Raw genomic sequence first — 16,194 nt, 5'->3', positions numbered from 1 at the left:
ATCGGATGATATGGCAAAAACAGCGCGTCAGCGCAGCCACACGCCCGCACGATCAGGATGCCACGATGAAACCGACGAACTCCATGCTTTCGGGGCTGCCGACAACCATTTTCTCCGTCATGTCGGCTCTGGCCGTGGAACATGACGCCATCAATCTGGGGCAGGGTTTCCCGGATACGGAAGGCCCCATGGACCTGATCGAGGCCGCCGCCGCGGCCCTGCGTGACGGGCGCAACCAGTATCCGCCACTGGCGGGGATACCCGAACTGCAGCATGCGGTGGCGCGGTCCAATGCGCGGTTTTATGGAATCGCGGTCGATCCCCTGCGCGAAGTCGTGGTGACGTGTGGCGCGACGGAAGCCATTACCGCCTCGCTCATGGCGCTGGTCAATCGCGGGGATGAGGTGGTGGTGTTCGAACCGTTATATGACACCTACCTGCCCGTGCTGGAAATGCTGGGGGCGGTGGTGCGCACGGTGCGCCTTGCCCCGCCGCACTGGGACCTGCCGCGCGCGGAACTGGCCGCAGCCTTCACGCCCCGCACCAAGGTCGTGCTGCTCAATACCCCGATGAACCCCACGGGCAAGGTCTTTACCCGTGAGGAACTTGAGTTCATTGCCGGGCTTGTCGCCCGTTACGATGCCTATGCGGTGTGCGACGAGGTGTATGAACACCTGACATTCGCCCCCGTCCGGCACCAGCCGCTCATGGCGCTGCCGGGCATGCGTGACCGCACGATCCGCATCGGCAGCGCGGGCAAGAGCTTTTCCATGACCGGGTGGAAGGTCGGCTACGTCACGGCGTCCGCGCCGCTGGCGGCCCTGGTGGCCAAGGCGCACCAGTTGCTGACCTTCACGGTCGCCCCCAACCTGCAACGCGCCGTGGCCATCGGGCTGGACAAGGACAGCGCCTATTTCGAGCGGCTGTCCGAAGGCATGCGTTCCGCCCGCGACTGGCTGGCTGAAGGGCTGGGCCGCGCCGGGTTCGATGTCCTGCCATGTGATGGCAGCTATTTCCTTATCGCCGATATCACGCCGCTGGGCTTTACCGGCGGTGATGTCGCCTTCTGCCGCCAGATGGTGCGTGATGTAGGGGTCGCGGCCATTCCGGTCTCGGCTTTCTATGACGCGCGTGGCACGGACATACCCGATCGTTTCGTCCGCTTTGCCTTTTGCAAGAAGACAGGCGTGATCGCATCCGCCGTGCAGCGCCTGCGGCTGGTACGCGAAAAACTGTGTGCAGGAAATGTTGCAGAAATTCAAAAAGGGTAATTGACGCGCCTGCGCGGTTTTACTAAATGACTGCGCAGTTGTGGCGGACGTAGCTCAGTTGGTAGAGCGCCGGTTTGTGGTACCGGTTGTCGCGGGTTCGATCCCCGTCGTTCGCCCCAACCTGTATTTTCCCTGAAATTATGAATCTGCTCTCTGCTGGCCGAATGTCCGGGCCAGTCCGGCTGCGAGCGTGACGGGCTGTAGCCCGAGCTGCGTGCGCATGGGTTCGATATCGAAAATCTTGTCTTCCAGCAGGCGCCGGATTTCAGCGGGCGTGATGCGCGGCAGTCCCGGCAGGCGTAACCGCGCCAGCGCCATGAGGACGGCACCCGGCACGGGAATGACCCCACGCGGGCGGAGTCCCGCCGCGCGCGCGACCTGACGTGTAAAATCGCGGTAGGCAACCTGATCCGCTCCTGCAATCACCAGTTCATGCGGCCCATTCCATTGCCGGTCCAGTGCCGCGATGAGGGCGCGTGTCACATCCCCCTGCCAGATGGGCTGGATCAGCGCACGGCCCCCACGGGGCAGCGGCAGGATGGGAAGGCGGCGCATCAGGGTGGCCAGACGCTGCACGTTATCTTCCCCCTGCGCGCCATAGATCATGGTGGGGTGCAGCAGCACGCCATGACGACCCGAACGGGCGAAGGCCCGCGCCCCTTCCATCACGCCGTGCGCATGGGCGTCCGGCCAGCGGGTAAAAATGCGCGTGCTGCCCAGCGCGACAATCCGGGCATTGGTGGGAGCCGCAGCCAGAACGGCGGGCAGGTGGCGGGCATGGGCCGTCAGGACGATGGACGTGGCGTCAGCCAGTGCGGCGCGCAGGGCTGCCGGATTTTGCTCCAGACGGGTGATGCGGGCACTGGCTGCCAGTCCGGTTGCCTGCCAGCGGGGCAGGCTGCGTACGACCGGCACGATGGAACGTCCCTGCGTGGTCAGGGCATGACAGAGCGCCAGACCGGAACGGCCGGTGGCCCCGATAATATGGATCGGGGCTGTGCCGGGCATCAGGGTGTGGAGATGGTCAGGCCCAGCGGGGCTGCGACTGACGGGTCGCCCGCCATGGACAGGGCGACGCCCAGCATCATGAGGTTGACCGGCTTCATCGGGCGCAGTGCGATCTGGAGCGGGTGGTCCAGCGGAGATTGCAGGAAACGGCCCATGGCGCGCATCGACGCATCATCGGACGTGTTCAGCGCGGTCAGCAGGTTCTGGCGGTAGCTGTCCACATCCACGCCCCGGCTTTTGGCCAGACCGGCCACCACATGGCCTGCCAGCGACCTGTCATCCCATGTCAGCGCGGCGGAGACGACGCGGGCGGTTTCGGGGATGATGGCCATGTCGTCAAAGGGGATCTGGTCCAGTTCGGCCACCATGCTCAGCTTGCCCATATCCGGCGCATCGATGGTCAGCGGTTCCAGATGCAGGCGGCCCGCGCTGCGGTCGCTGGTGCTGCTGGCATGGATGTTGCCGGTGAAATGGTCATAGCCGAAGGCGTTGAGGATGGAAGGATTGTCCGTGCCGGTGGACCAGACGGTCAGGTTGCCCAGCGTCGTGTCCATCTTGTCCTCCGTCTCGGTGGAGAAGCGCGATGTGGTGACATGATCGATCTGGAGCATGGGGTGGGTGCTGTCGATTTCCACCTTCTTCAGGTCCATCGTCTGCGGATGGCTTTCATGGATCAGGTGGCCCGACTGGATCAGGCTTGCGACCTCACCGGCGAAATCGGGACCGTCAAGTTTGATGTGGTCGATCGAGATGCGGCGCGTCGGCGTCAGGTTGATCTGGGTCGCCAGCCGGTCCAGATCGAGGCTGGACGACCGGCCAAGCCCGTACTGTCCCACCACCATGCGGCCAACCGTGATGTCGGTCTGGCTGCCGGGCACTGCCAGGTGCAGGTTGGTGAAGGTGCCCCGGTCCAGAACAAGGGAATCGAAACCCAGCGGGCGGGCAATGTTGGCGGTGGCGCGCACGGTATTGGGCAGGACAAGGCTGTCCAGCGCCACCTGATCCAGCGAGATCGTGCTGTCTGCCGTCATGACCTTGACATCGCGCAGCACCAGGCTGCCGATCTTCTCGCCCTGCACGTTATTGCCGGTCAGCCCGCCCAGACGCACATCGGCTGCCGTCAGCGTCAGGGTCGGGTTATGATAGGTGACGGCCGTGAAATGCGCGCCGCGCGCCAGCGTGCGCGGCCGGGCGGTGGCATAGCTGAACGTGGCGTCAGGCCCGAGGGAGGCGCGGAAGTCGGCAATGCCGGCTTCAAGCCTGTGCTGGGCGAAATGGTGCACCCCCCAGCCGCCGACAAGCAGCACCAGTACAAGCAGGGGAATGGCGGGATAGAGTTTCTTCACGAGCCTGACATCCGTAATGACCTTGGGGAGTGCTATCGCATTCCGGCCCCGTTCGGCAATCGCCTGAGGGGAAGGTTGGGTGGGAAAGCTGGCGGTATCATGATACCACATGCCGTTTTTTACCGGAAAAATGCCGCCTGAGGGGATTATGTCCTTGACGTTTGCGTTGCGTACGGACGATAACGCGCCACCCGTTACCGCTACATTATCTGGACGGAACACTGAATCCATGAAGACCACACTCTCGCTGAAACCCGCAGAGGTGACGCGTGGCTGGACCCTGATCGACGCCGAAGGCCTCGTTCTCGGTCGCCTCGCCGCCATCATCGCCCAGCGCCTGCGCGGCAAGCACAAGCCCCAGTTCACCCCGCATGTTGATTGCGGCGACAACATCGTCGTCATCAACGCCGAGAAGATTCATCTGACCGGCAACAAGGTGGACCAGAAGCTGTTCCATTATCACACCGGCTATCCCGGCGGGATCAAGGAACGCACGATCACCCAGCGCCTGACCGGCAAGAACCCCGGTCATGTCGTGCGCAAGGCGGTCGAGCGGATGATCACCCGTGGTCCGCTGCAGCGTGCGCAGATGAAGCACCTGTACGTCTATGCCGGTAGCGAACACCCGCATGACGGGCAGCAGCCGCAGGTTCTCGATGTTGCATCGCTGAACCGCAAGAACGCCGTCAACACCCAGAAGTTCGGGGCCTGAACATATGTCTGAAACTCAAGAGCGTACAGGCACGCTGGCCGATCTGAAGGATGCGGTTGCGTCCGGTCAGGTTGTTTCCTCCCAGGAAGCCGCACCCGTCTACGAAGCAAAGCGCGATGCCCAGGGCCGTTCCTATGCCACGGGTCGCCGTAAGGACGCGGTAGCCCGCGTGTGGATCAAGCCGGGCAAGGGCGACATCATCGTCAATGGCCGTCCGGTCGGCACCTACTTCGCCCGTCCGGTCCTGCGCATGCTGATCACGCAGCCTTTCCTGGTTGCCGACCGCTACAACCAGTTCGACGTGTACTGCACCGTCGTCGGTGGTGGTCTGTCCGGTCAGGCCGGTGCGGTCCGTCATGGCATCAGCCGCGCGCTGACGCATTACGAGCCCGCGCTGCGCAGCATCCTGAAGGCTGCGGGCTTCCTGACGCGCGATTCGCGTGTTGTTGAACGTAAGAAGTACGGTCGCGCCAAGGCACGTCGTTCCTTCCAGTTCAGCAAGCGCTGATCCTGCTTTTTCCGCCCCTGCGGGTGGATACAGGTTTTGCAGAAGGGTCGGTCCAGTCATGGACCGGCCCTTTTGTGCATCAGGCCCCTGTGGTTACAGGGGGCCAGCTCCGGAACCGGCGGCGGCCTCCGGTCCCGATCCGGTCGGATGCGCAGGCTTCAGGTGCCCGGTCGGGCTGCACGTGGGCGCGAAAGGTCTGCCCGTCCTGTTCGCGTTCAGGCAAACGGATTCGGTATCCTGCCCGGTTTACGGGGCGGCAGGCTGTCAGGCAGGTCTTTCTGGGCGGAAAGCGTGTCCACCACCTGCTGGAAAAATGCCAGCAATGCCTGCGCGCGTTCCAGTCCGGCCCTGTCGCGGTCCAGATCGGTCTGGCCATAGAACGCGATGCTGTCAGTGCCATTTTCAACGGTCATGCCCCCAATGGTGCGGCTGGCGCCGTTATCGGCAAAGGGAACAAGGGGTGCCGGTGTATCGGCAGTGGGGCGATGGGTGGTCATGGGCCTCTCCTTTTTCCTTACCAGACGGGACGGGCATGGCGGCTGTGCCGCTTGCGGCCTGTATGGCCGAAGGGAAGCGTCATACATGTCTGTTTCATACCTGCGGGCAGGGCAGGAAAAGGATCAACCCCCGTAATACGGGTCAGTCGCGCCACGCTGACGTAACTGCAGCGCGGGCTGCGCGGCACGTTATGGCACACATACACCCCTGTCTGTTGTCTGTGCGGGTCGTAGACCGCTTTCCATGTCGATGTCGGGACCATGACCCGATCCGGCCCGATGGTCGTAATGGTACGGGCATGGAAGGCTGGCCCTGTCACGACGTACAGTCCCCCTTCACGTAGGGCCAGCCTGCGTACCGCCGATTCGATTTCCGCCCACCGGCCCCGGTTCAGTTCCGCGCGCTGGGGCACGATGTTGGACAGGGCGAAGGATTCCGCCTGCGTCTGCCTGTCCGGCATGTCACCTGATGGCGCCATGTGGCCACGGTCAAAGCCGGAGCGGACATAGTCGGCCAGTTCCGCGCGTGAACCGGGCGGCAGGCGGGTATCGGGATGGAAATCACCTTCGCGCGGGGTTGCCATTGCAGCGCGTACCGTGGTGGCATCAAGATGCTCCGCCGCCCATAGCGGTTCGCGCGCCAGCCCGGAATACAGCACCGCGAATCCGCTGCTGCACAGGATCTGCGTCTGTCGGGCCAGTTGGACCCGGTCCAGAATGGGCAACTGATGCCCGGCCCCGAAATCAGGGCAGTCCTGAGCCCGCGCGGCAGGGCTGCCGATAACTGTCAGCAGGCAGACAGGCAGGAAAAGGAAGCGGCGTATCATACGCATGATGTGGAAGTATCGGGCACAGGGGTGGTGTTATCCATCTTGTCTGGCAAAACAGACGCCTATCACTGGATTATGGATGGAGCAGGGCAATGAGCAGGCGATCTGATGTCCCCACAGACCCGCAGCAGGGTGCTTTTGTCCTGCATCGTCGCGAACAGCCCCCCTACACCCGTGCAGCGCAGGGCGCGTATGGCCCTGCGTGTGGTTACGGTGCTGCTGCTGGCCGTGATGCTGATCGATCTGGCGGCAAGACTGCTGCGGCACGGACCATGACGGTCAGCCCCGTGATCAGGGCTGGTCAGTGCGGGATGCCGCGTCGGATGGTGGCGGCAGGTCTGCCGATGAATCGTGATTTTTGGCGAGGGCGATGGTGACATCCAGGGTTTCCTGATTGACCACCGTATCAAACTCCCGGTCTACCCACGGGTTCTGGGCTGCTGCCGCCATTTCGCCAAAACGCGGGTGGTTCCAGTCGATCCGGTCATGGGCCTGCCGTGTCATGTCAAAAGCCAGCATCGGGTGGCGCGTGCCATCCGGGGTGATATAGGACCACGCAAACCGGCAGCGGGCAGGCGCGCCGCTCTGGGTGAACAGCGTATGGACAAAGCCGGGCGTTGTATCGGTCTGGAACGTGTTCATCAGGTAATGCGGTGCCTGCTGCTGCAGTGCAGGCGTGACCTGACTGTTGAAGATTCCCTGATGGATCATCTCCGGCATATGGGCCAGAAAAACTGTCTGGTTCAGGGTGATGTCCACCTGACACGGCGTGCTCTGGGTAAAGCGGGTTTCGACCCCCCACGCATGGGCAGTCGTCTCCTTACCAACGATTGGCGCGGGATAGGCGGGAGCGGCCTGCGTGCTGGTCGTCTGGCTGGCGAAGGCAAGGCAGACCGCCAGTGCAGCGCCCCACGTTGCGCGACGAGACATGGAGCGTGATGACGGGAAGGAATGATGTGTCAGGCAAGGCAAAGCGGCACCTGTCCGTTGGTTACATGATGGAAGGAAAATGCTTCCCGCCCTTTCTGTCATGAAGGGGCAGAAGATGACAGTCCTGCCCGGTAGGGGCAGCCATCATCGCCCGTCGGTCCCCGGCCTTTCTCAAGTTTCCTGCCAGTCAGGGTAGGAAACTGTTTCCGCCCATCCGGCTTCATGCCCGGTATCTGCTCGATCATCCGCCGGGGATGGGTCAGTCAGGACGTTTTTTCGCATCCCGGCCTTTCGATGCCAGAGCGCCTTCGTCTGTACCGTAAAGATATATTTTACGTTAATAATAATTTCTTTTCCGGCATGATGTGGATGTATTGTTTCAGTGTCGATCCGTATGGTCCGTGTCCAGCCATGGAAATGCCATAATAACGGGTTTGATAGCGCCCGTTCAGAAATGGATGGCAGGTGCATAATGTCGATCCGGTTAAAGATATACAGTTTTTTGCAGTATATTTCTTTTGGAAAATCATGCGCCTGTGGAACTTCTTCCCTTTTTGCTGCGTTAGCGCGGTCACAATAACCCAAACAGCAGAATATGCCGCAAACGGCATGTTGGCAGCTTATCTGGAACGGAGATGCGCGGGCCTGTCAGGACCGTCGGCATCTCAGGGCAGGAAATGATGTTCGATTCAAAGATTATAGAAGTAGATGGCGTGTTTGTGGGGGCGGCAATCATTACCGGCATTGCCACATCGCTGCGCTTTTATGCGACCCATGAAAGCGTACGCTCGCTTCACAACGCCATCCTGCCGGATCTGGCGGCCCTGCGGCATCGTGTCACGGCAACATTCCGCCGCATCGGCACACAGGGCAGTGTGCGTGGGGATGTAAGGCAGATTGCGGGGCCCCGTCCGGTGCAGTCCTGACATGGGACGATGGAACGCGGAATGCCCCGGCGGAAATCCTGTCCCGCCGGGGCGTTCTGCGTTTCAGGGCAGTGGATGGTTCAGCGGCTGGTGCGGCGGCCAAGCTGGCTGACATCACGCACCGCGCCACGGGCGGCGCTGGTGGTCAGGGCGCTGTAGGCCTGCAGGGCGACGGAAACCGTACGCTTGCGGTCGGGCTGCCATGCGCGGTCGCCGCGTTCTTCCATCCGGTCGCGCCGCGCGGCCAGTTCGGCATCCGTGACCGTGGTGCGCAGGATACGGTTGGGGATGTCGATTTCGATGGTATCGCCTTCCTCAAGCAGCCCGATAATGCCGCCTTCCGCCGCTTCTGGCGAAATATGACCGATCGACAGGCCCGAGCTACCGCCCGAAAAACGGCCATCGGTAATCAGCGCGCATTTTTCAGCCAGTCCCTTGGATTTCAGGTAGCTGGTCGGATACAGCATTTCCTGCATGCCCGGTCCACCCTTGGGACCTTCGTAGCGGATCACCACCACGTCGCCAGCCACGATTTCGTTGCCCAGGATGGCGGATACGGCGGCATCCTGACTTTCAAAAATGCGCGCAGGCCCCGTAAAGGTCAGCAGGTTGGCCGCCACCCCCGCGGTTTTGACGATGGCGCCATCTTCCGCAAGGTTGCCGAACAGGACAGCAAGCCCGCCATCCTGACTGTAGGCATGGGCCGCATCGCGGATCGCGCCATTGGCCCGATCGGTATCCAGCGCCTTGTAACGGCTGGACTGGGAGAAGGCCTGCGTGGTGCGTACGCCGCCGGGGGCCGCGCGGAAGAACGTGCGCGCATCCTCGTCCGCCGTAGTGACGTTGATGTCCCATTTGGCAAGTGCGGCGCTGACGCTGGGGGCGTGGACGCTGGGTACATCCATGTGCAGCAGTCCCATGCGGGCCAGTTCACCCATGATGGCGGGAATGCCACCGGCGCGATGCACGTCCTCCATATGGATGTCCATGCGCGAGGGCGAAACCTTGCACAGGTTCGGCACCCGGTGGGACAGGCGGTCGATGTCCGCCATGGTGAAATGGACCTGCCCTTCATGGGCGGCGGCCAGCAGGTGCAGCACGGTATTGGTTGACCCGCCCATGGCGATATCGACCGACATGGCGTTTTCAAATGCGGGCTTTGTGGCGATGCCGCGCGGCAGGACGGTCGCGTCGTCTTTTTCATACCAGCGGCGGGCAAGGGCCACGATCTCGCGCCCCGCGCGCAGGAACAGTTCGCGCCGGTCGGCATGGGTGGCCACAAGGCTGCCGTTGCCCGGCAGCGCCAGACCAAGTGCTTCGGTCAGGCAGTTCATGGAATTGGCGGTGAACATGCCCGAGCACGATCCGCAGGTGGGGCATGCGGACCGTTCGATCTGGGCCGACTGTTCATCGCTCACATCCGAATTGGCCGCCGCCACCATGGAGGAAATGAGGTCAACACGCTGTTCCGTGCCGTTGTTCAGCACCTTGCCTGCTTCCATCGGCCCACCGGATATGAAGATGGTGGGGATGTTCAGCCGCATGGCCGCCATCAGCATGCCCGGGGTGATCTTGTCGCAGTTGCTTATGCACACCAGCGCATCGGCGCAGTGGGCGTTGACCATGTATTCCACCGCATCGGCGATCAGTTCGCGCGAAGGCAGGCTGTACAGCATGCCGCCATGGCCCATGGCGATGCCGTCATCCACGGCGATGGTATTGAACTCGCGCGCGACGCCGCCCGCTTCGGCCACGGCGCCTGCAACAAGCTGGCCCAGATCCTTCAGGTGGACATGGCCGGGCACGAACTGGGTGAAGGAATTGGCGACCGCGATGATCGGCTTGCCGAAATCACCGTCCTGCATGCCGGTTGCACGCCACAGGCTGCGCGCACCGGCCATATTGCGGCCATGTGTCGTAGTGCGGGAACGGTAGGCAGGCATGACAGTGACCTCTCGCGACAAACAGATTACCATACGGGACAAGGATGCCTGACCGCATACAGGACACGCGTGCCACATGCCAGCCCAAACGTGCCGCAGGCGGCGTGGGGACGGGATGATGGCGCGTGGGCCGCAACTCCGGTTGTGGCTGCCCGTTTATCTGATACCTTTTTTACGTTTCGCAAGGAGTCCGCAACGCATGCCCGAACTGGACCGTCATGACAGCAGGCCGCACGGTCAGGGAAGCGGCGTGCTGGAACAGATATATTTTCCGGTTACGGGCGCGCTGGCGGCGGCATTGCTGGCACTGGTCATCTTCTGGTCGTGGGACTGGTTCGTGCCCTTCGTGGATCGCAAGGCGGGGGAGGCGCTGGGCCGCAAGGTCTCCATCGCGCATCTGCATGTCCTGCTGGGACGCGTGACGCGCATCACCGCCGATGACGTGCGCATTGATGAACCGGAAGGCTTCGACAGCCTGCCCCCCTTCGCCACGGCGGACCATCTGACGGTAGGGGTTAATGTGTGGCACCTGCTGGGCGGGAAGGTGGACCTGCCGGTCATAGCGCTGGACAGGCCGGCGGTCGAACTTGCCGCCCGCAAGGATGGCAGGGCCAATTACCAGTTCCCCGGCAAGGGGGACGGATCTTCAGCTTCCCCCATGCCGCAGATTGGTGAACTCAATATTGCGGACGGGCAGCTACATCTGGTGCATGCGGGCCTGCGCAGCGACATGCGTGCAAAAATCCATACGACCCCGGCGCAGGGCAATACGGATGCGCGGATCGTGGCGGATGTACGGGGTACCTATACCGGGCAGATGCTGACCGGCCATTTTTCCGGCGGGGCGCTGGTTTCCCTTGCGGACAGGGCGCGGCCTTACCCGGTGGACCTGACGGTCCATCATGGCCCCACGCAGCTTACACTGGTGGGTTCGGTGGATGATCCGCTGTCCTTCGGGGGCGCGCGGCTGCGCCTGACGCTGGCGGGGCCGGACATGTCCCTGCTCTATCCGCTGACCGGCGTGGTGATCCCGCAGACGCCCGCCTATAATGTGGCGGGCAGCCTTGATTACCTGGACCGGCGCATCCGCTTCCATGATTTCGAGGGCAAGGTGGGGTCCAGCGACCTTGGCGGCACGCTGAGCATCGATCCGCATCAGGCGGTGACATTCGTGGATACAGACCTGCATTCGCGTCATGTTGACCTGGCCGATCTGGGCGGGTTTTTCGGGGCCACGCCGGGCGATCACCCATCGACCGCGCAGCAGGCGGCGGAAGAAAAGGCGCATGAGGCCAGCGGCGCGGTCCTGCCGAATACGCCGATCAATATGCCCAAGCTCAGGGCCACCAATGTCCATCTGGCCTATCACGGCGATCACATCGAAAACCGGCATACGCCGCTGGACAATATCGATGTGCTGCTGGACGTGCGTGATGGCACGATTGACGTCCATCACCTGAATTTTGGCGTGGGCAGCGGCAGGCTGGCCAGCAGTGGCACCTTTATCCCGGCAGGCAATGGCGTGGATGCGCGCATCCGCGTTGACATGGAGGAGATCGACCTGTCGCGTCTCATGCAGGCGCTGGGGAACTACCATGGGCAGGGCACGATTGGCGGCCACATCATGGTGCATGGTCGTGGTCGCTCGCTGGCTGAAATTGTCGGCAGCGGCAATGGCGGCGTGACCATGGCGCTGGATGAAGGGGGCGATATTTCCGCCATCCTGCCCGATCTGCTGGGGCTGGAACTGGGCAAGGCGCTGCTGTCCGCCCTCGGCCTGCCCGGTCGCACCGATCTGAAATGCCTGATTGTGGATATGCCCCTGCAGGAAGGGGTGTTCCATACCCACACCATGCTGATGGAAACGGGGGACACCAGCACGGTTGGCAAGGGGGATGTCAATTTCAACAACAATACCATCAAATATGCCCTTCTGACGCGGTCGCGCCATTTTGCCGTCGCATCCTTTCCCGGTCCGCTTTACATCACCGGTGCGCTGAAAAGCCCCAGTGTCCGCCCGGGGGCGGAGGTAATCGGCCGGGCTGTCGCATCCGTGCTGACGGGCTTCGTTTTCTCCCCTGTCGGTCTGCTGCCCACGATCGAAGCCGGGGTGGGCAAGAAGTCCGCCTGTGCCGACGCCATACGGGAGGTTAATACCAACCCGGCAGCAGGCATCGCGCCCCATGCCAGCCGTCCTGCGCGCCGTGCGGATGTGGCGGCGCGGAAAACCCCGGCCACCGCGCATGGGCATGGCGCGGCGAGGAAGGGTTCGGACGGGTTGAGCCCGGCTGAACGTGATTACATCCAGTCCGTATGGGCAGGACGGATGAGCAGGCATTAAAGGGTGGAATCCCTGCTTGACCATGCAGGGCATTTCGGCAAAAAGGGGGAACAGATGCACTGGATGACCCGTTAAAGGGGTCTGATCCATTGCTGGGCCGGGTTAGCACAGTGGTAGTGCAGCGGTTTTGTAAACCGAAGGCCGGGGGTTCAAATCCCTCACCCGGCACCATATCCCCATACAAAACAGTGACCTGAAAAAGCGCACGGGGCGCATGTCTCGCATACGGACCCGTCAAAAAGACGGCATGGGCTTTACCGTCAAATCATTCGGTTCTGGCGTTGCGGTCTTTGGCCCTGATTTCCTTTCCGGCGGTGGCTTCGGTCGCCTCTGGCTTGCTGTCTGCCGCTGCTGTTTCGGTTTCCGCTTCCTGCACCGTCTCGATGCCCGGTCGAGACGGTTGTGGATGCTGCTGGATCGGCGGCGCTCGGTTCCGCATCATCGGCTGCCCTGGCCCGATTGGCAGTCAGGACGGCCGGCAGGCCATCACGCGAAGATGCGTTCCATCCATGATTCCACGCTGTCGCCACTGCTGATTGCGGGGTCGATCAGCCCGTCGACCATGAAGGTGGGTGAGACGTGGATGCCATTCTGGCGGGAATATCTGCACTGCCATTTTATGACTTTCTGCAGTTCGGGCCGGGCAAATGCCTGCGCCAGTGCAACGCCACTGTATTTCTCGATGCGACGGATGATGTCATTGGGGGTGGCATCCATATTGGAACCGGCGCAGTGATCGGTGAATTCGAATTCTTCCCGGTGCGCGCCAACTGCCGCCATGACCGCGCGCGCCGTTTCCCGGCCACCTTCCAGTGTCGATGCCGCCAGAATGCAGCGCACGATCACGCCTGAAAACATATGCCACGGCTGGGACTGAAGCCGGATCCTGATGGTGATGCGTTCGGCTGTCGCCCTGGTCAGCAATTCGTCGAGCTTGTTGAAGGCGCGGACCGAAAACGGGCAGGTTGGTTCCAGAAAAACTTCAAAAACCCTGGGGCCATGTCCCCATTCCAGCGGATCGGCATGAATTGGGGTAGGGGAGAGTGACATGATCACGGTTTCCTTTTGTCATTCGGGATGAAGACGCACGGGATATTTTACCCGTAAATGCTATTGGACGGCCTGTAAAAAGGTAGATGGATACCGGTTCGTTTCGGTCCCATATAGGCAGCCCACCGAAAAACCTGCATAAGCGGCATGTTTCTATGTTTGTGTACGGTGGTAATGCATGGCCCGCACTCTTTTGCTCAGGAATACGCTGCGTCTGGTGACAATGGACGCGGACAGGCGCGAGATCGAAAGGGGCTGGGTGCTGGTGCGCGACCGGCAGATTGCTGCAATCGGCACTCCGGCGGACCCGCTGCCCCCCGCTGATGAGGTCATGGACATGACCGGCCATGTGGTGATGCCGGGCATGGTCAATACCCACCACCACATGTACCAGACCCTTACGCGCGTCATTCCGGCGGCGCAGGATGCCTCCCTGTTCGGGTGGCTGCAGGCGCTCTATCCCATCTGGGCGGGGCTGACGCCGGAAATGATCCGGGTTTCGGCCTGTACGGCCATGACGGAACTGTTGTGGTCAGGCTGCACGACCAGCAGCGATCACCTTTACCTGTTCCCCAATGGCGCGCGTCTTGATGATGAAATCGAAGCCGCGCAACTGATGGGCATGCGCTTTCACGCCGCCCGTGGGGCGATGAGCGTGGGTGAAAGTCAGGGCGGTCTTCCTCCCGATCGTGTGGTGGAGGATGAGGACGCGATTCTGGCCGATACCCAGCGTGTGATTGAAACCTATCATGACCCCGCACCGCTTGCGATGCAGCGGGTCGCGGTGGCGCCCTGTTCCCCGTTTTCGGTCAGCCGTGACCTTATGCGCAACGCGGCGTCCCTGGCGCGCGCCACCGGCACGATGTTGCATACCCATCTGGCTGAAAACGCCAGCGACATCGCCTATAGCCGTGAAAAATTCAACATGACCCCCGCTGAATATGCCGAGGATACGGGATGGATCGGCGCGGATGTATGGCACGCCCACTGCGTGCAACTGGACAGCGCGGGTATTGCCCGCTTTGGCGCGACGCATACGGGCATGGCCCATTGCCCGTGTTCCAACATGCGGCTTGGGTCGGGTATTGCCCCTGTGCGGAAGATGGTTGCGGCGGGTATGCGGGTCGGTCTGGGGGTGGATGGCTCCGCCTCCAATGATGGCAGTCATATGCTGGGTGAGGCCCGTCAGGCCATGCTGCTGGGGCGCCTGCTGGAAACCCCCGACAATCAGCCGATGATGCGTGCGCGTGAAGTGCTGGAACTGGCTACGCGCGGTGGGGCCGCCGTGCTGGGGCGCGATGATATCGGGTATCTGGCCCCCGGCATGGCGGCCGATATCGTGGCATTCGACCTGCGCGGGATCGACCATGCGGGCGCGCAGTCGGACCCGGTGGCGGCACTGGTTTTCTGCACGCCACGGCGCGTTGCGTGCAGCATTGTCAACGGGCGCGTACTGATCCGTGACGGACAGTTTACGGGGCATGATCCGTTCGCGCTGGCCCGGCGGCATAACGAATTGGCGCGTGAACTGCTGGAAAAAGTCTGAAGTATTGTTTCACGGGGAACATTCCTGAATGTTCCGCCGTGAAGAATCAGGAACGTGAGGAATCCCGGCGCTGGTGGGCGCGGTAGCCCCGGCGGGCGAGCATTTTCATGATCGGCAGGCTGAGGTTGAGCAGCGGCATGGACAGCAGGCAGGCATGGGTGAACAGCTTGTCGAATACGGAACTGAAGGTTTCGCGGCTGGCGGACTCACAGCATTTCAGTATCCGCCGGGCGATGACCTCCGGCTCCAGCGGTGGGTCGATAAAGTTGTACATCGACCCGCCAGTCTCCATTTCCCGTTTGAGCATGGGTGTATTGACGCTGGCGGGATAGATTGACGAGACGCGGATGCGCCGTGGCCGCAGTTCCTGCTCCAGCGCCCGGGCAAAGCCGCGCAGGCCGAATTTGGCGGCGGTATAGACGCTGCTGCCAGCCAGTGGAAAGACAGCCGCCATCGAATTGACGAACACGATATGCCCCCCGGCCCCCATGGCGGGCAGCAGGGCATTGGTCAGTTCGATCGGGGCGCTCAGGTCAACCGCAATCTGGCTGGCCACCGTCACGCTGTCCAACTGGCCTACGGGCTGTGGCGTAATGATACCGGCGCAATGAACAAGAATGTCTATCTGCGGTGCCTGCCCGAGAATGTCGGCGGCAGCTTGACGGACGCTGTCCATATCGGTCAGGTCGCATCGCACCGTCGAAACGCCGGGCATCTGTGGCAGAGACTGCCGCGACAGGATGATGACCGTGTAACCGCGTTGGGTCATGTCGCGTACAAGGGCCTGCCCGATCCCCCCGGTTGCTCCTGTTACAACGGCGATTCTGCGGGAAGATGCCCCTCTTTTTTCGTTTAAATCACTATTTTCCAACGATTTTTATACTTCCCTGCCGGTCTGGCCCTGCCATGGTGCCTGATAGGCTTCTCAACCGATGATCCGCAAGCCATTTTCCCTGCGATAGGATGAAAGATCATCTGTTTCCCGATTATGTCCATATTATCGGGAATGGAATAATCCGTCGACCACCACACACCGTTATGGCGTCATTCACTGTTATTCATCAGTGTTGTCGACCGGGTTATTATGTCTTTGGCCACAGGCCGCTTCTTGTGCCTGTACCCGTGTTCGCGAGGACGCGCTGCAACAGCGGCCTGATTTGTCTTTTGTTCGCTTTCCGTAAGGGCACATAGAAGTGGCCCCCATTTTTCGGACAGGGCGGTAAGCTATCATCTGGCCTGAACGAGGACGGGTTTTATGGGCAAGGTTACGCGGAAACGGTATGCGG

The 16,194-nt window shown here is 61.9% G+C and carries 17 protein-coding genes and 2 tRNA genes; 9 read left to right on the top strand and 10 right to left on the bottom strand.

The features are described from left to right. Nucleotides 1–65: 65 nt before the first annotated feature. A complete protein-coding gene (locus CFR79_RS07655; RefSeq protein WP_110547531.1) occupies nt 66–1,271 on the top strand; it encodes an aminotransferase in 1,206 nt (401 codons plus the stop codon). A gap of 43 nt (nt 1,272–1,314) precedes the next feature. Next, nucleotides 1,315–1,390, top strand: a tRNA-His gene (locus CFR79_RS07650). Between the two features lie 19 nt (nt 1,391–1,409). Here CFR79_RS07650 and CFR79_RS07645 read toward each other — a convergent pair. Together CFR79_RS07645 and CFR79_RS07640 are read right to left on the bottom strand one after the other, a co-directional pair. Continuing rightward, on the bottom strand, nt 1,410–2,279 hold the full coding sequence (locus CFR79_RS07645; RefSeq protein ID WP_110547488.1) for an NAD(P)H-binding protein: 870 nt from the start codon (nt 2,277–2,279) through the stop codon (nt 1,410–1,412). Beyond that, on the bottom strand, nt 2,279–3,625 hold the full coding sequence (locus CFR79_RS07640; protein ID WP_110547530.1) for a hypothetical protein: 1,347 nt from the start codon (nt 3,623–3,625) through the stop codon (nt 2,279–2,281). Before CFR79_RS07640 ends, CFR79_RS07645 begins: the two co-directional genes overlap by 1 nt. Nucleotides 3,626–3,854: 229 nt before the next feature. Here CFR79_RS07640 and rplM point away from each other — a divergent pair, with 229 nt between their 5' ends. Both rplM and rpsI read left to right on the top strand, forming a co-directional pair. Then, nucleotides 3,855–4,337, top strand: a complete 483-nt coding sequence (gene rplM, locus CFR79_RS07635; protein WP_110547487.1) for a 50S ribosomal protein L13 — start codon at nt 3,855–3,857, stop codon at nt 4,335–4,337. 4 nt (nt 4,338–4,341) lie between these two features. Further along, nucleotides 4,342–4,845, top strand: coding sequence for a 30S ribosomal protein S9 (gene rpsI / locus CFR79_RS07630; RefSeq protein WP_102325205.1), 504 nt, complete (start codon nt 4,342–4,344; stop codon nt 4,843–4,845). A 215-nt stretch (nt 4,846–5,060) separates the two neighbouring features. On the opposite strand, the gene CFR79_RS07625 is transcribed toward rpsI, so the two are convergent. Continuing rightward, on the bottom strand, nt 5,061–5,342 hold the full coding sequence (locus CFR79_RS07625; RefSeq protein ID WP_110547486.1) for a hypothetical protein: 282 nt from the start codon (nt 5,340–5,342) through the stop codon (nt 5,061–5,063). Between the two features lie 17 nt (nt 5,343–5,359). Continuing rightward, nucleotides 5,360–6,169: a DNA/RNA non-specific endonuclease gene (locus CFR79_RS07620; RefSeq protein ID WP_110547485.1), complete on the bottom strand. Its 810-nt coding sequence runs from the start codon at nt 6,167–6,169 to the stop codon at nt 5,360–5,362. A gap of 111 nt (nt 6,170–6,280) precedes the next feature. Here CFR79_RS07620 and CFR79_RS15855 point away from each other — a divergent pair, with 111 nt between their 5' ends. Continuing rightward, nucleotides 6,281–6,448, top strand: coding sequence for a hypothetical protein (locus CFR79_RS15855; RefSeq protein ID WP_181417396.1), 168 nt, complete (start codon nt 6,281–6,283; stop codon nt 6,446–6,448). Between the two features lie 15 nt (nt 6,449–6,463). Here CFR79_RS15855 and CFR79_RS07615 read toward each other — a convergent pair whose 3' ends face one another. Beyond that, nucleotides 6,464–7,102: a hypothetical protein gene (locus CFR79_RS07615; RefSeq protein WP_258373462.1), complete on the bottom strand. Its 639-nt coding sequence runs from the start codon at nt 7,100–7,102 to the stop codon at nt 6,464–6,466. Nucleotides 7,103–7,273: 171 nt separating this feature from the next. Then, complete coding sequence (locus CFR79_RS15640) at nt 7,274–7,687, bottom strand: hypothetical protein (RefSeq protein ID WP_181417395.1); 414 nt, start codon at nt 7,685–7,687, stop codon at nt 7,274–7,276. Nucleotides 7,688–7,782: 95 nt separating this feature from the next. Between CFR79_RS15640 and CFR79_RS07610 the strand changes: the two genes are divergently transcribed. Then, nucleotides 7,783–8,028, top strand: coding sequence for a hypothetical protein (locus CFR79_RS07610; RefSeq protein WP_181417398.1), 246 nt, complete (start codon nt 7,783–7,785; stop codon nt 8,026–8,028). Between the two features lie 80 nt (nt 8,029–8,108). Here the strand turns inward: CFR79_RS07610 and ilvD are convergent, their stop codons facing one another. Next, nucleotides 8,109–9,971, bottom strand: a complete 1,863-nt coding sequence (gene ilvD, locus CFR79_RS07605) for a dihydroxy-acid dehydratase (protein WP_110547484.1) — start codon at nt 9,969–9,971, stop codon at nt 8,109–8,111. Between the two features lie 199 nt (nt 9,972–10,170). On the opposite strand from ilvD, the gene CFR79_RS07600 reads away from it, so the two are divergent. After that, nucleotides 10,171–12,312 (top strand): AsmA family protein, encoded by a 2,142-nt coding sequence (locus CFR79_RS07600; RefSeq protein ID WP_110547483.1) that lies wholly within the window; start codon nt 10,171–10,173, stop codon nt 12,310–12,312. A gap of 96 nt (nt 12,313–12,408) precedes the next feature. Beyond that, nucleotides 12,409–12,483: transfer RNA gene (locus CFR79_RS07595), tRNA-Thr, on the top strand. Nucleotides 12,484–12,577: 94 nt separating this feature from the next. Here the strand turns inward: CFR79_RS07595 and CFR79_RS15850 are convergent. Both CFR79_RS15850 and CFR79_RS07590 read right to left on the bottom strand, forming a co-directional pair. Beyond that, entirely contained in the window at nt 12,578–12,754 is a 177-nt protein-coding gene (locus CFR79_RS15850; RefSeq protein ID WP_181417394.1) for a hypothetical protein, read from the bottom strand. Between the two features lie 44 nt (nt 12,755–12,798). Continuing rightward, nucleotides 12,799–13,362: a DsbA family protein gene (locus CFR79_RS07590; protein ID WP_110547482.1), complete on the bottom strand. Its 564-nt coding sequence runs from the start codon at nt 13,360–13,362 to the stop codon at nt 12,799–12,801. A gap of 178 nt (nt 13,363–13,540) precedes the next feature. Between CFR79_RS07590 and CFR79_RS07585 the strand changes: the two genes are divergently transcribed. Further along, on the top strand, nt 13,541–14,908 hold the full coding sequence (locus CFR79_RS07585) for an 8-oxoguanine deaminase (RefSeq protein ID WP_110547481.1): 1,368 nt from the start codon (nt 13,541–13,543) through the stop codon (nt 14,906–14,908). Nucleotides 14,909–14,954: 46 nt separating this feature from the next. Here CFR79_RS07585 and CFR79_RS07580 read toward each other — a convergent pair whose 3' ends face one another. Continuing rightward, nucleotides 14,955–15,779: an SDR family NAD(P)-dependent oxidoreductase gene (locus CFR79_RS07580; protein WP_102325212.1), complete on the bottom strand. Its 825-nt coding sequence runs from the start codon at nt 15,777–15,779 to the stop codon at nt 14,955–14,957. Between the last annotated feature and the right edge of the window lie 415 nt (nt 15,780–16,194).

The sequence above is a fragment of the Komagataeibacter saccharivorans genome, from assembly GCF_003207825.1.
Lineage (GTDB): Bacteria > Pseudomonadota > Alphaproteobacteria > Acetobacterales > Acetobacteraceae > Komagataeibacter > Komagataeibacter saccharivorans.
This window is presented reverse-complemented; position numbering and strand designations above follow the sequence as displayed.